This is a genomic window from Paenibacillus sp. J22P15 (assembly GCF_056269345.1).
The window spans coordinates 154561-169466 of sequence record NZ_JBWDNT010000010.1; the positions used below are offsets into that span (position 1 = coordinate 154561).

The 14906-nt window shown below is 41.4% G+C and carries 9 protein-coding genes and 1 pseudogene; all 10 read right to left on the reverse strand.

Annotation, left to right across the window (positions count from 1 at the left end; genetic code table 11):
• Window positions 1–179: 179 nt before the first annotated feature.
• Window positions 180–1157: an SMEK domain-containing protein gene (locus AC0YN6_RS20100; RefSeq protein ID WP_475749000.1), complete on the reverse strand. Its 978-nt coding sequence runs from the start codon at window positions 1155–1157 to the stop codon at window positions 180–182.
• 535 nt (window positions 1158–1692) lie between these two features.
• Window positions 1693–2538, reverse strand: a complete 846-nt coding sequence (locus AC0YN6_RS20105) for an amidohydrolase family protein (protein ID WP_475749001.1) — start codon at window positions 2536–2538, stop codon at window positions 1693–1695.
• A gap of 4 nt (window positions 2539–2542) precedes the next feature.
• Window positions 2543–3454, reverse strand: a complete 912-nt coding sequence (locus AC0YN6_RS20110) for a fumarylacetoacetate hydrolase family protein (protein ID WP_475749003.1) — start codon at window positions 3452–3454, stop codon at window positions 2543–2545.
• A 33-nt stretch (window positions 3455–3487) separates the two neighbouring features.
• On the reverse strand, window positions 3488–4261 hold the full coding sequence (locus AC0YN6_RS20115) for an SDR family NAD(P)-dependent oxidoreductase (RefSeq protein ID WP_475749004.1): 774 nt from the start codon (window positions 4259–4261) through the stop codon (window positions 3488–3490).
• A gap of 330 nt (window positions 4262–4591) precedes the next feature.
• Window positions 4592–4729 (reverse strand): annotated as a pseudogene (locus AC0YN6_RS20120) (S-layer homology domain-containing protein); the annotation flags it as partial.
• 223 nt (window positions 4730–4952) lie between these two features.
• Window positions 4953–9896 carry an Ig-like domain-containing protein gene (locus tag AC0YN6_RS20125; protein ID WP_475749005.1) on the reverse strand — a complete coding sequence of 1648 codons (4944 nt, stop codon included), beginning with the start codon at window positions 9894–9896 and terminating at the stop codon, window positions 4953–4955.
• A gap of 65 nt (window positions 9897–9961) precedes the next feature.
• The gene (locus tag AC0YN6_RS20130; protein WP_475749006.1) at window positions 9962–11560 is read right to left on the reverse strand and encodes a glycoside hydrolase family 43 protein; all 1599 of its coding nucleotides are present in this window, start codon (window positions 11558–11560) and stop codon (window positions 9962–9964) included.
• 5 nt (window positions 11561–11565) lie between these two features.
• Window positions 11566–11883, reverse strand: coding sequence for an L-rhamnose mutarotase (locus AC0YN6_RS20135; RefSeq protein WP_475749008.1), 318 nt, complete (start codon window positions 11881–11883; stop codon window positions 11566–11568).
• A 23-nt stretch (window positions 11884–11906) separates the two neighbouring features.
• Window positions 11907–13184 carry a Gfo/Idh/MocA family protein gene (locus AC0YN6_RS20140; RefSeq protein ID WP_475749009.1) on the reverse strand — a complete coding sequence of 426 codons (1278 nt, stop codon included), beginning with the start codon at window positions 13182–13184 and terminating at the stop codon, window positions 11907–11909.
• Window positions 13185–13284: 100 nt separating this feature from the next.
• Window positions 13285–14832 (reverse strand): ABC transporter substrate-binding protein, encoded by a 1548-nt coding sequence (locus AC0YN6_RS20145; protein WP_475749010.1) that lies wholly within the window; start codon window positions 14830–14832, stop codon window positions 13285–13287.
• Window positions 14833–14906 lie beyond the last annotated feature (74 nt).

Sequence of the window (14906 nt, forward strand, 5' to 3'; positions counted from 1 at the left end):
TTCCCAGTGAATATAAAAACAATAATCCGAATATTAATTGTCTGCTGTGTGATATCCCATTCTTCTTCAGAGTATCGGACACCTTATATATAGAAACCTTTTTAGTTTCACTCTTTTTTACTTCTTTCAGTATCAAATATCCGATATAAACAGCGGATGATTTAAAGTTCTCACCATCTTCAACTAATAACGCCAACTTTTTCACCTACTATATTGGGGAATACATTGCATTTTATTGTTTCGGAAATCAAATAGTATTTTATTGCCATTCTGTCAAATTCAAAACCCGACGCACCCATTTGCGCTTCGAAAAACGACGCTAACAATTCTAGTGCCTCCCTAGGATTTCCACCTGTTTGTTCCAAAAATTGATTACTAATGTCTTTCAAGTATAGCCTAATTACCAAAATTTTCACATCATCTAAGCCCAATATGTCGTTTGCCTGCTTAACAGCTTCCCCATACAGTGAAACTAATTCGATATAAAGCCCTTTTAGAAAATCGGAGTACTCTTTAAACCTTCTATTAATTTTATCCTCAGGGTCAGTAACTGTCTCCTCTTTCTTTGCAGTAACCTTTTTATGACTGCTTAAGTACTCAATTAAGGTAATGACTGTTTCTACTTCACTCGCCTGTTTTCTTGTTGTTTCTTTGACCTTCACAGATAATTCTCTATCTAAAAATTCGCAAATCCTTTTCAAATCTTCAGTATCTTTTTCTTTAATATGTTGCATCATGTCAAAATGATCAATTATATCAATATCTTTCGAAAAAGAGAAAAGACCGCTTGTATCAAATGTTGTTGTATATTTTTTCTTCTTGATAAGCATTAAAAAAATTAATCTGTCATACTGAGTATGTATCTTCTTATCATTAAACTTTACTATAGTATCAATTATCTTTGTGCTAGAGTTATCAGAGGTGACTTGAATAGCAATTCTACTAACTTGGTCAGCTAAATCAATTGCTGACATATTCTTTTCAAGAATATTCAAATTTATCAAGTTATAGCCGTACACTAACTTCAAAAACTCTTTGTAGAAGTCCTCCGCAATAATATTGATATCAAATAGACTTAAACAATTTCTAAGTTCCACTTCAAGTGCTAGTTTTGCCAATGCACGTGATATTAACTTTAAATAAATCTCTTTATTCACGTAAACAACTCCAATGTAAAATTCTTCAAGCACATTTACAGTTTAGCATCTTTTAGAAACGTGAATAGCTACTTTTTTAAGAGAATATATAGATTCTGTAGATTCTGAGCAATTGTTGTACGTACACCGTATTTCAAAAAAAATGGCACTGCAACAGAATTGCGACCAACAGTTACACACATTCAAAAAAAGAAGTAGGACGTTTCATTACGCTTGACCTCGACGACGAGCAAGTAATGAAGCAAGTCCTGCAACGGTTAATCCACAAAATCGAAGTGTTTGAAGGCGAAAGGATTAAGATTCACTATAACCTTTCCAATCCTTACGCCACCAACTAAGGTACAGTCTATCGGGCTGTATCTTTTCTTTCAAGTCTTACTGTAACCTCCACATGGGATGAGTGTGTATACAAAAAAAACCAAACGGAATCTCTGCCATTTGGTTTCATTTATTGATATAACACCGTGCAATGACAACTTCCTCTCACGGTCATCAAGTATTTCAACGTTCTTATATATTTTGCTCATCTCTATCTTTAACTGCACAGTCTTTCCAATTGATAAAATCGAATCGCATTATTGCCAAAAACATCGTCTAAGTGTTGATTTGTAAGCTCATTAGGTAAATTATAATGCAAAATGCCAACTGTCTGATCATAGCTTGCTGCAAGTAGACAAACTGGCCAATCACTGCCGAACATGACTCGCTTCAATCCGAATGTTTTTATGACATGTTCCACATAAAAGCTATAATCAGATTCTACCCGATCTGAAATATTCCCTTGGGTAACCATGCCTGATAGTTTACAATACAGTTGTGGAAATTGGGCGACTTCCGTAATCCACTCTTGCCAAGGTGATACTTCTTGCTTAGAAATTTGTGGATTACCCAAATGGTCAATGACCGCATTTAAATTAGGTACAAGCTCTAGTAATTTTAGTACAGCAGGGAATTGGGCAGCGTGGATTAATAAATCTACAGGGAATCCCAACTTCTCCAACCATCTTAAATTTTGAATAACTTGAGGACGTTGCAAGTATTCCATAGCATCTATACTTTGAAGCATGAGACGGACACCGATAAAATATTGATCATTACGTAACCGTTCAAATGTTTCCACGAAATTGTCCTGCTCAAAATCCAACCACCCTACTACACCAGCTATTGAATCATGCGTCTTGCACAAACCTAGAAGAAATTCGGTTTCCTCAACAGTGGCAGCAGCTTGAACAACAATTGTTTTCGTTATTCCATGCCGATTTAATGCTTCTGCAAGGTCATTAGGCATAAAATCCCGATAAAGTGTAGGAATCTCTGGTGTAAGCCATCCATAATCGTTTCGATTTAATTGCCAATAATGCTGATGAGCATCAATTCTCATATTATTAAACCTCGCTAACAAGCCGATTCGTCAGCTTACCCAGCTTCTCAATCTCAATCGTGACGATGTCTCCATCCTTTAAGTAAATCTGTTTATCTTCCGGATAACCGAGAACGACGCCTTCAGGTGTTCCAGTTAATATAATGTCCCCAGGTACAAGTGTCATATGCTGTGATATATAACTCACGATCTCGTCACAAGGGAAGATCATATCCGACGTATTGGAATGCTGGCGAACCTGTCCGTTGACCGTACATTTAATATCCAGATCATTCGGATTTCCGACTTCATCCGCCGAAACTAGATACGGTCCAAGTGGAGAGAATTTATCACATGACTTGCCTAGCAACCATTGCTGTGTTCTCAGCTGCAAGTCTCGTGCAGACAAATCGTTCACGCTGCAATAACCAAACACATGGCTAAGCGCATCCTCTTTGGTAACGTACTTTGCAGTTTTGCCGATAACGATGACGAGCTCCGCTTCATAATCGACTTTCGTCGTCACTTTCGGAAGTGGAATATCGTCGCCATGGCCCGTTAATGTATTGTTGAATTTATTGAATAGAATCGGGTATTGCGGGATCGCTGCATTCGTTTCCTCCGCATGCTTGCGATAGTTAAGACCTACGCAAATGATCTTATTCGGATGGGTCACACAGGGCCCGAGCGTCAGCTTCGCTTCATCAAGCAAGTAGGAACAATCGTCGCCAGACTTCTCTAGTGCTTGTGCTGTGAATTGAGCAAGTGCCGTAACCGCTGCCTCACCACCGTTGATCACTTCATGAACGGTCAGCGGCACGGATTCTCCATTATGCATAGGCATATCTAGTAATGCACTTGCAACATCCAGAATACCTTTTTCTGTTTTGACTCCTAGTTGGTATTCTCCGTTGTTAATGAATGTTAATAATTTCATTGTCAAACCCTCACCTTTGTCGTTTAATGTTATTTACGCATTTTTTCCGAAAGTAGCGCCTCCATCGATATACAGAGGAGAACCCATCATAAATTTCGATTCATCCGAAGCGAGGAATAATGCAGCTTGAGCAACATCCTCAGGTAAACCGAGCTCCTCGCTGAGCTGGCGTTTCTTGAGTGAATCAATTGCAGCTTTTGGATCATCGTAAGATGTTTTTAAATAGTTCTCAACGAATGGTGTTAGGATTGTACCGGGCAGAAGGGCATTTACACGGATATTGTATGATGCGTAATCCACTTGCATCGACTTCGTCAGTGCTAATACTGCTCCCTTAGTTGCGGAATAAGATGCCCTTCTGGCAAGTCCCATTTCTGCAACGAAGGAGGACATGTTAATGATGTTACCAGATCTGCGTTTCATCATATGCGGAAGCACATATTTGGAAGGCAAGTATACACCACGAATATTGACCTGAATAATTCGGTCCCATGCATCGGGCTCTATTTCATGCAAAGCTCCGACACCACTAATTCCCGCATTGTTAAATAACACATCAATCTGACCGCATTTTTCAATGATTTGATCTACCATCTGTAATACAGCTTCCGGATTTGTCACGTCTGCACAGATGAAGTAACCTTTTCCTCCGGCAGCATGAATTTCCTTCAACGTCTCTGTTCCATTGACTTCATTGAGATCATTTACAATTACAGTTGCGCCTTCACGAGCGAATAACAATGCCGTGCTTTTGCCGATACCAGAACCAGAACCTGTAATTAGAATAACTTTGTTTTCTAACCTCATTTATGACTACCTCCTTAGAATTGAGATAAACGATTCGCCAATTGACGGATTTCAACCTTCGCAATATCCTTCTTCAGTTCCCAAATATGCTGTGGCATGGAACAGCTCACATCGGTTAATAATTCTAGTGTAACTAAACATTACAGTTGTACTGGTATAATTAACAGAGCAAAAAGCAATTAAATCTCCGATATTTCACCAAAAGCATCCCTAAAAAGTTGCTTTTTCTTCAATTTGTTGATGATATACGGTAAACAATCATTTAGTTATCCTTGCGACAATAAAAATAGGAGGAAGGTAAAAGACCTTCCTCCTTTCGTAGTAAACCTACTATTTGTAATTCAACATCGCCAAGACCATCGTTACCGCTTCCGCTCTTATTGCATTCTCATTCGGTGCAAATAGGTTATTTCTTCGCCCCTTAATGATACCCGCTTCATTTGCAGCAGCTACATAAGGTTTTGCCCACGCATCACTTTGACTTCAAAGGTTTCGTTCACCGTTGGGCTTGCATTGGTGATGGACAATGAAAAGGTAGGAGCTTTATCTGCGAACGCAGCTTTCGAAGGCAAGACGGAAACATAGAGTACCAAAGCTAAGCTGCATCAAAGTAGTTTACGTACCATTGACTCATTCATATTTTCGATAAAAAAGATAAGGGGGAAGGTATTGCACCCTCCCCCTTTTGTAGTTAGCCTATTATCAATTTTGCAACAGCTGCAAGATCAACGATGTCTATCTTACCATCACCGTTCATATCCGCTTGTTTATACATAGCCCAATCCGCATCAGCAAAAGTCTTTCCATAACTCACTGCGATGAGAGCGAGATCACCAATGCTGAATTTACTATCTCCATTTAGGTCACCATTAGCCTCTACATTCACGGAAGCTGTAAATGCTTGCAACGCTGCTTCTAGTTGAACGATCGCTTGCTCCACTTGATCTTGAGTAGCCCCGCCTTGACCCGCTACTGCCTTGGCAAGATCAATTGCCGCTTGCAATATCGCTTTCGAACCAGCAGGATACTGACCGATTCCTGCTCCTTCTACCGCTGCATCATGCGATGCTTGCGCACTTGTAATAAGTGCTTGCAATACTGCTTTATCCACTGCGATAATTTGAATCGTGTACGCGGAACCATTGTCCACCGTCGTTTCGACTCCGCTTGCACCCGCAACAGCCACGTCAGTTAAGAAGATGGAGCTCGTTACGTTTTGGTCAGCCTCTTTGGCCTTAAAGTTCACTTTCAATACAGGAGCCGTGTGTTTTATTGCACTTCCGGACCCCGCACTTGCCATCAGAATACGAACCTCACCTTCTCCTTCCTTCTGTCCAACAATCGAAAATCCACTTTGCAAAGCATCGACTGAAATCAATTCGACTTGGGCCCTGTCATAATGGATCGTTTGATCCAGTGCATAAACGCTGTCTGCAACATTGCTCAAGATGTAGGTCACATCAAAGGATTCACCGGCAATGACGCTAGCGTCTCCCGTAGCCGTTAGAGTGTAATCCGTTGTTATAGGCGCCGCTTCCACGATAACCTTCTGCAAAACATTACCCGGATAACCTTCAACGATAGCAACTGCAATAATTGTACCTGCATTTGCATACATAGCTGGATCAAATTCAGCAAACGTTAACGCTAATTGTTGAGGTCCATCAGTAAATTGTGCGCTAATCGTTTCTGCTAACGTCGGCGCTGTGCCTGCAGTCGTGATAACATCTTCAAGTTCACTAATCGACTCGAGTCCTACAACGTTTACAGTTGTACTGACTTTTCCATTTATGCCCACCAATTGTCCACTTACTGTAAACATTCCTGTCTTCTTATATTGTGCTGGCTTTACATGATCCCATTTAATTCCTACCGTTTTAATACTTTCATCGTCAAAAGTAACATCGATTGTAACTGGTAAGACTGGAGCCGTTCCGAGTTCAGTAGTCAGAGAATCGATAGTTTCAATCGACGAAATCGTATACGTTTTCTCGATATTAATCGTATACGTTTTCGTGCCTGCTGGTGTAATTTCTGATAAAACTAAAGTGTTTCTTCCATAATTTAAGTTAGGCAATTCTATTGCTGTTGTATAATCGGTAAATTGATCCGTAATATCATTACCATTGAGCTTCACCTTTGTGCTTGATCCAGCCAATATCGGCTCAGGTCTAACCAAGGTGATCGGCTGTGAATCATCGTTGATAGATGCTTCATACAGATACCAGTTTGGATTAAAATCACCGGATAATGTTGCATTGCCCAAATTGAAATTCGTTCCATAATTTACGTAGGTCGGATTTGAAGTAATCTTGAAATCGTCCATGTAAACCTTTGAATTAATTCCTCCAAAACCTACTCCGCCATACGTATAGGTTCCATCGTCTACTGTCAATAATGTGGATCCGTCTACAACAAACCCGACTTTACCGCCGTATGTCTGGATTTGGAAATCATGCCAGTCTGTAGCGACGAATCCTTCTGGTACCGCACTCTTCCCGAGCGAGATATCACTTGAAGAAGTATGCTTATTCACTTCGAAATATGGAGTTCCTGCTGGAAATCCGGTTGTGCCATTTTTATTTCTTCTGTAGATCACTTGATAGGCTGCAGGATTTTTTGATGTTGTTCCATTAATGACTGCGGTCATTACATAGATGGTGAAATTATCATATGCTTGTCCAAGTACATTTTCTGTACCCCATCCACCAAACTTCCACTTCAAATTAAATATATAGTTATTCCATGACGCACCTGTTTCATAAAAATTCGATCCATCTGCATTAACATTTTCCAATATTTTATTATCCGGATCGTTTGAATCGGCAATAACGCTCATTGTCGATCTATTATTCGGAGTGAAGTCCGGCGTGACACCATCTTCAAAACTTTCATCCAACCGTATTACATTGTCATTAGATGAATCATAAGCTGGTGCTGTAGGTGTGGATACTGAGCCAGGATCAGCTGCATCTTCCCCGCCATAAATATACAGCTGGTCGTAATAACTGATGCCGAAACCATCTTCAGAACCGATTGAAACGTTATTGAAACTTGTCAATGTAGTAGTAGTGGAGACCAATACATCATCGATATACAGTTTTACATCGCTGCCACTCGTATAATCCCATTTCAACTCATGCCAACCATATGTGCGAGGAACAGCAGTTGATGTTACCGTACCATTATTGGACATAACATAATAGTTGCTATCCACAACCGCATCTATTCCTAGACCGAGAATATGAGTACCGTCATCTGCTCTTGCTAGTGATTTGACTCTTGAGGAATTTTGAACCCCAGAATCGTAAGAAGCAAGATTATTATTTTGTCTGTCAAACATTTTTACAGTAACGATTTTATTAAGGTCATCCGCAAAGCTTCTGTACAGCACTGGCTTCGCACCTGATGCTTTATTGCTATCGACTTTTAGGCCTTGCTTACCATCGAGAACGCCCTCTGACATCCATTCGGTTGTAATCACTGGTGCAGTACCTTTGTATGACCATTTCGAAAATGCAATACCATTTTCAAAATCTTCCTTGAAATAAATATCATCTGGTTCACTTGCGATATGGCTCGCTGGCAAATAAGTACTTGGGAAATCCTTCGTAACGCCAATTAGATCATACTCCATCAAAGTATCGTCAAAAGTACCGATTTGACTAACAACAGAACCATAATCAACATTGGTGTTCGTAAACTTTATTTTGTCTCCATACTGTACGATCGTGTTCACTTCAACATTAAAGTTTTGCGGATTGATGACTTTCAGATTACTAAGTTCAAATCCGGAAGCGCCTACATCGAGATTTATGCCGTTAGGTGCAAAGTCCGTCATACTAGGATTTGCTCCTACATTGTCTATCAACATCTGATTAATATAGTTGGGTTTACTATTGGTGGAACCTTTGTATAAATTCATAGAAAAGAATGCGCCATCATCTCCGCCATCTTGTTGCATATCGTGCATGTAGATATAGGAGAAGCTGTTGTGATGGGCATATAAATCAGTCATAATATTATAATTTTTATCTCCGTTAGGAAAATCTACGTTAGGATTGCGGTTATAACCACCTGTAATAAATATTCCTCTTCTTGGCGAGTTGTAAATTTCCAGATGTGAAATCGTGTTATAACCTGAATTATTGATCGTAACACCCGCAGTTTGACCCACTAACTGACCGATATCGTGAATAATCGAATTCGTAACGGTATTATCTCTGCTATACCCATCTCCATTAGCATCTCCGCCAGTGCCAGGATAACCGCCCTCGATATTGACCCCGCCATGTCCGGTATGCTCGATAAGACTATCTTCAATCGTCGTATTCTGGTTGGCCAAATAAAGCTCTATTCCAAACATACCCGCATTTTTAATATGCGTTTTGGATATTGTGATGTTATTCGTGTTGGACAACGTAATAACACCAACCTGAAACTCTACTCTTTCAGATTGTTCAGCATATGACGGTTGTGTGCTACCAGCTGCTTCTGGCGGGTAGTACCCTAAGCCAACACCAGCATCTCCCCAGTTCCAACCGTAGGCATAATAGTCAGGGAAATTTGTATCTTTAAATGTTAAACCGCTGAATGTTATATGCGATACCATGCTTGTACGAGATTTACCTTTAATATCGATGATTTTTTCTACAGCAGGGATGACGATATTCTGATCTTCTATATTTCCCGAATCAGCTAGCGGATAGTAATAGAGATATCCCGTTTTTTTGTTATAATAATATTCTCCGGGTTGGTCCAAAAATCCTAAATTACCCTGTAAGAAGTATCTAGCGTTAGTTCCTGTTGCATATTTCGGACGATATTTATGCGGTTTTCCTGGCACTGTTTTGTAAGTCAAAGTATTTGATGAAGCATTAATACCTGCAACCGGAATCGTATCTGTCATCCAATCCCAGTATCCCCCGTCCCACATATATACTTGTGCATCTAACTCGCCGCGCGTCTGTGCATTTACTAAGCCAGCTAGTGATTCTGCATCCAGATCACCCGCATGATACACTAATGAAGAAATTCCACCGCCAGCTGATCGCATATATTCAGTGGACGAAGCTGGAAATCTAGGGTCATCCTTTTTATTTTTCGTGCGTGCCATCGTTGCACGGACATCATTTACATATAATGTATTGAAGTCTACTTCTGTTCCCACATTCGTTTTATACACACTGTCCTCTGCTGCTGCAGGTAAATCTGCATCCGCGTCTGTACGAGTGACTAACTCCCATGCCGATGTCACTTTATTACCACCGATAAATTGCGCGCTACCCAATTCATCCAGATTTCTATAAATAACGTCGAACCCATTTGTTCCCGAATCGCTTTCATTGAATGCGATTGTCTCGTCAACATAATAGGTACCAGCAGCTATAAATACATAAATATCACCTGTCATATTGCTGTTAATTAAGCGAACGGCATCCCTAGCCGCTTGAATCGTAGCGAATGGATGGTCGTAAGACCCATCATTGGTGTCGTTACCGGTTGGTGCAACAAAAAATTGTGCCTGTATTCTGTCTTCCGTCATGCTTGAGGCTTGTACACTAATTCCCGAGCCTAGCAATGTCGTGATTAGCATACTCAGCACAATCAAAAAACTTAATTGCTTTTTAAGCATTTCATTTTCCCCCAGTCGTTTACTAAATAAACATGTATGAAGCTGTTTTTTAGTTGCTAAACCGCTTACAATCCTTTATATTCAAACGATTCAAATGTCGAATTCCCTTCGATGTGCCCCTTAACGCCCTTCGCATAGATACCGACGCGAGGAGCCGTAAAGCATAAAAATCGCGTATGGCGTTCGGGATATAGAAATTCCGCAGACAATTCCATTCCAACATCCGTATAAGTTTCCCCATCTAGTGAATAAGAGAAAGTGAAAGTTTTCGAATCTGAGTGTAACTGCGCTTTGAGCCATACTGCCAAGGAAGCTTCTATTGGGAGCGATACCCTCTTGAGATTTTTTTTGCCGACAGCAACGTATTGATCAACCTCGAGGTAGAGTCCATCAATCTCCTGGTTTTCATGTCGTCGACTTACATCGAAGGCCTGCCCAGTAGTTTGCCCGAGTCCGTTCCGTATAGAGAAGAATAGAAACGCGTCGGAATCACGGTAGAGAGTCAATCCCGCTTCTTCTCCTCGGGTCTTCGAATCAAATACTAGCTTCGTCGTCACTTCGAAACCGAAATGCTTCCATCGCCGGGTTAAAATAAGTGTAGATTGAAGTCCATAGGGGATGAACGGCTTACAGAATATCCGAAGTCCTTCAGGCGTTAATCGGAATCCATCCTCTACTGGATGACGTACCCACTCCCATTCTGGAGATAATTCCTTCTCAGAAAATGTATCTAACGATTCGAAGTTCGGTACGTCCATGCTCTTCATGTACGGAATCGTAATAGCATCCATCGGAATTCCCTTATCCCCGACAACGAACCAATCATCTTCTGTCCAATGAACTGGCTGCAGAAACGTTTCACGGCCGAGTGGACAGAAACCGCCAGGCGTAAGAGGCCGGCCTCCAAGATGATACATCCACCAGTTTCCAGATTCATCCTGCACCAATTTTCCGTGGCCCGCTTTTTGAATGCGTTTCTCTGGGTCCTTCTGAGTAAGTACTGGATTGTGCGGACATGGTATGTAAGGCCCCCAAATCGATCGACTCCTCGCTAGCGTTACCTTATGCTCGAAGAAAGTGCCTCCCTCTGCGAGCATAAGATAATACCAACCATTTCTCTTTACTAGATGAGGTGCTTCTGGGGCGGAACCGCCAGTTCCTGGCCATACTTGCTTCGCTTCTCCGATGAGTCGCGAGCCATCCCGCGCCATCTCATGTACCCAACCGCCGCCAAATGCCAAGTAGCGCTTTCCGTCATCGTCGTTGAAGATAGACGGATCAATAAAATGATGATTCAACTCTATCGCTTCGCTATAAGGGCCTTCTGGACGGTCTGCGGTAAACAATAGATTCGTACATCTTGGTTGCCCGTGATAATACGGCACGACGACCCAAAACTTCCCATCATAATAAGAGATGTCCGGCGCGAATACGCCGAATGAATCCGGCATTCCAGTCAAATCTAATTGACTCTTGCGAGTGATAACATGACCGATCGGCTTCCAGTGAACCAAGTCCCGTGAGTGATGAATTTGTACGCCAGGGAAAAACTGGAACGTTGACGTTACCATGTAATAGTCCGATCCGACGCGCACAATCGATGGATCAGGATTGTCGCCTGGTAATACAGGATTCTTAAAGTTAGCTTCTTCAATAACGTTCATTCTGCTTAATCCTCTCTCCGCGTAAAAGTGAATATTTCGTTTGCATCCTCCCACGTCTCCCAGAAACAGGCACCAGTGAGTTGCTGCCATCGCCCTTCAACGACAGGATCGACGAATCTATCTGGTACTTCAAGCATGGAATCTGATTCCACTATCATGAACAGGCTTAATCCTTCCCGAAAAATTCGCAATGAAATAATGCCCGCTTCCTGCATATATTTCTTATTCAGTTCGGGAATTTCGTTATGAAGCTTCTCATAATTTTCAACTTGATCAGCATATAGCTTAGCTACTTTACATACGATTGTGCGCGTCGTAGACACGGATACCACCTCACTATTTCGACTTATTTATCCGTATTTTTCAATTCATTTATATAATCTGGTATCAGAATGACACGGCTTTCCAAGCGTGATTTTTCCGCGGCGAATGCAATAAGATGACTTTTAATAGAAGCATCTGCCCCGGTAAGGGCTTTATCCCTACCGTCGCTTTGCACCAATCGCACAAAGTCACGCATAATACCGCTATCTCCTCCACCGTGTCCTGCCAAATCATTATCTAACTGGATTGTTTCCGTCTCGCGAGTACTAAAGTTTGTTACTTCAATTACATTTTTGTCCGTACTCGCTCGAATTTGTCCGAGTGAGCCCATCAACTTCATCGATCTACCGCCTTCTAAAGTAAAAGCACTCATAGTAAAGGACACAGTCACCTCATTGGCAAATTCCATATTAACTACCTGATGATCTACCACATTATTATCGCAATGATACACACATCTCCCGTAAATCCCATCTTTCAATTGACGAAGAACACCCTCGTCGCTTGTATCATTGCTAACAACGGCACGGAGCACTTCTCCTACCCAGTCATCCCGCTCCAGATACGTCTTAGGCGCATAATATGGGCATGTATCTTGAACAGGACAACCATCCAAACAGTACTTAGGGGCTCCTTCTGGCGCATTCTCTTTTTTGAAATGAGTCAAGGCGCCAAATGAAGAGACTTTTGTACAATCCGAATCCACCAGCCATTGAATGATATCCATGTCGTGACAGCTTTTGGCTAGAATCATCGGGCTAGACACTTCCGAATCCCGCCAATTTCCTCGGACAAAGCTGTGTGCCTGATGTCGATGCTCCACATTTTCCGTATGTTGTATCGAAATAAGGTTGCCGATCTGTCCACTCGCAATGATTTCTTTGATTTTGGAGAAAAAATCAGTATAACGAAGCACGTGACAGATCGAGAATACACGATTATATTTCTCGGCATATTCGCCCATAATGATGCATTCCAACGGATCGGGTGACATCGGTTTTTCCAATAGTACGTGATACCCTTTCTCCAATGCCTTAATCGAAGGCTCGAAATGCATTTTGTCTTGTGTACAAATTAGAATAGCATCCGCTAGTTTAGGACCTGCAAGAAGTTCCTCCCAAGTTGCAAAACAATTCTCTTCGGGAATAACATGTGCTTGCTGGAATAACTCTCTCCGCTTTGGATCGGTATCCGCAACTGCAACAAATTGTATTTCTTCCGGGTGTTTTAATGCGTAAGGAGCATACGATCCCGCGCCTCTTTGCCCAGCCCCGATTAACACTGCTGTAATTTTCCTCATATCCATTTCCACTCCTTAAATGCCTGTAGAAAAGGGAACTTTCCCCCGCTATATCCACGAGTAGGATAGCTCCCTCAACTATAAAGCTTACTTCAACTATTTATTTGCCGTTTACTTGGCGCCAAGCATCCAATTGCTTTTGTTTTTCAGCAATGATCTTCTCAGATCCAGCTGTTTTTAGCTTTCCAACGAACTCTGGCAGAACTTTTTCTGGATCTGCTGTACCTGAAGAAAGTGCAGCCAAATACTGGTCGATTACCGCTTGGGTTTGAGCAATCTCTGATTTAACAGGTTCTACGTCGAACGTAAATCCCAAAATTGGCGATACATCGGCTGTTTTGTTCAACTCATCCCAAACTGTAGTCATATTTTGAGTCTCGTTCTGGTTTTGCCAAACGATCATATTGTTACCGAATACCCATGGAACGACCGGATCATAACCGCTGTCTTTGATTTGTTCGATCTTGTTTTCGCCAACCTTCTTATAGTTAACGCCTTCAATTCCGTAGTTAAGTAAATTTGAAACCTCTGGATCACTATTTAATAGCTCGATAAACATCATTGCACGTTCCGGATTCGCTGAAGTTTTAGAAATTGCTGTAAGCGTTGCTGATGCTAAGGAAGTCGTTACTATCGGTTTCGTAATTAATTTGTCATACCACTCCACACTAGTTAATGCCTTCAATTTGCCGAACTGATCATAAGAGCTCGTCGAATCAAAATCTAGTCCCGCTGGCATTACTGCCGCGTATTTCGCTATTTTACGATCAGAGGAAACATCCTTAACCGTTGCTGCATCTTTACGCAAATATCCTTTGTTATACCAATCATGCAACATAGTAATGAAACCTTTGTATTCCTCGGACTCATATTGATTCACAACTTTCAAATCTGAATCTGCTAAGGAAATAACTCCCGGTGATTTGGTATCACCGATGCCATCGAATCCATGCATGTTAAGATTAAATAAATCCGATCCTGTGGAGAATTCTAGAGGCACCTTATCCGGTTCCCCGTTTTTAACGGCTGCCAAATATGGCTCTAAGTCAGACTGCTTAGTAACCGATTTCCAATCGAAATTATACTTATCCGCTAATTCCTTTTGAACCATGATCCCTTGACCAGCCGCCATCGTTTGATAGTTGATGACACCGTAAATATTACCGTTTACTCTAGCTGCTTCCCAAATTTTAGCAGGTACGCCAGCTTTCGTGAGCGGTGCATACTGATCCATCAGATCGTCAATCGGAAGGAAAGCTCCTTTGGCTGCATTAGCAAAATAGTTGTTAAACCAAGATGCAGTAAAAGCAAGGTCGAACTTTTCACCAGAAGCGATCATGACTGTCATTTTTTGTTCATAGTTACCGAAGTCAAGTGCATTTAATTTGACAGTTGCATTAATCTTTTTCTTTGTAATTACGTTCAGCGCATCTTCGATTGCCTGTTGGTTCTTTTGCGGCGGAGCGACATAATAGTAACTCAACTCTACTGGAGCTAGTGAATCATTTGTTGTTCCTTCTGAATCGGGTGTGGGTGACGGCGTATTCTGTTTATCCGCCCCGCATCCGGATAATAGAGCAGTTACTGAAAAAATACTCACCATTGCTAGTGCTGCCCATTTGGAACGACTTGATTTTTTTTTCATCATTTCGAAAAAAACCTCCCTTATATTTATGAAGCCTATATGTGAATGCAGATAATCTGCAATATCACCGAACCTAA

What these genes read in the sequence shown, in the direction of transcription:
- AC0YN6_RS20105 (WP_475749001.1), bottom strand. Translation starts at nt 2,538, where the DNA reads ATGAGAATTGATGCTCATCAGCATTATTGGCAATTAAATCGAAACGAT.
- AC0YN6_RS20110 (WP_475749003.1), bottom strand. Translation starts at nt 3,454, where the DNA reads ATGAAATTATTAACATTCATTAACAACGGAGAATACCAACTAGGAGTC.
- AC0YN6_RS20115 (WP_475749004.1), bottom strand. Translation starts at nt 4,261, where the DNA reads ATGAGGTTAGAAAACAAAGTTATTCTAATTACAGGTTCTGGTTCTGGT.
- AC0YN6_RS20125 (WP_475749005.1), bottom strand. Translation starts at nt 9,896, where the DNA reads ATGCTTAAAAAGCAATTAAGTTTTTTGATTGTGCTGAGTATGCTAATC.
- AC0YN6_RS20130 (WP_475749006.1), bottom strand. Translation starts at nt 11,560, where the DNA reads ATGAACGTTATTGAAGAAGCTAACTTTAAGAATCCTGTATTACCAGGC.
- AC0YN6_RS20140 (WP_475749009.1), bottom strand. Translation starts at nt 13,184, where the DNA reads ATGAGGAAAATTACAGCAGTGTTAATCGGGGCTGGGCAAAGAGGCGCG.
- AC0YN6_RS20145 (WP_475749010.1), bottom strand. Translation starts at nt 14,832, where the DNA reads ATGATGAAAAAAAAATCAAGTCGTTCCAAATGGGCAGCACTAGCAATG.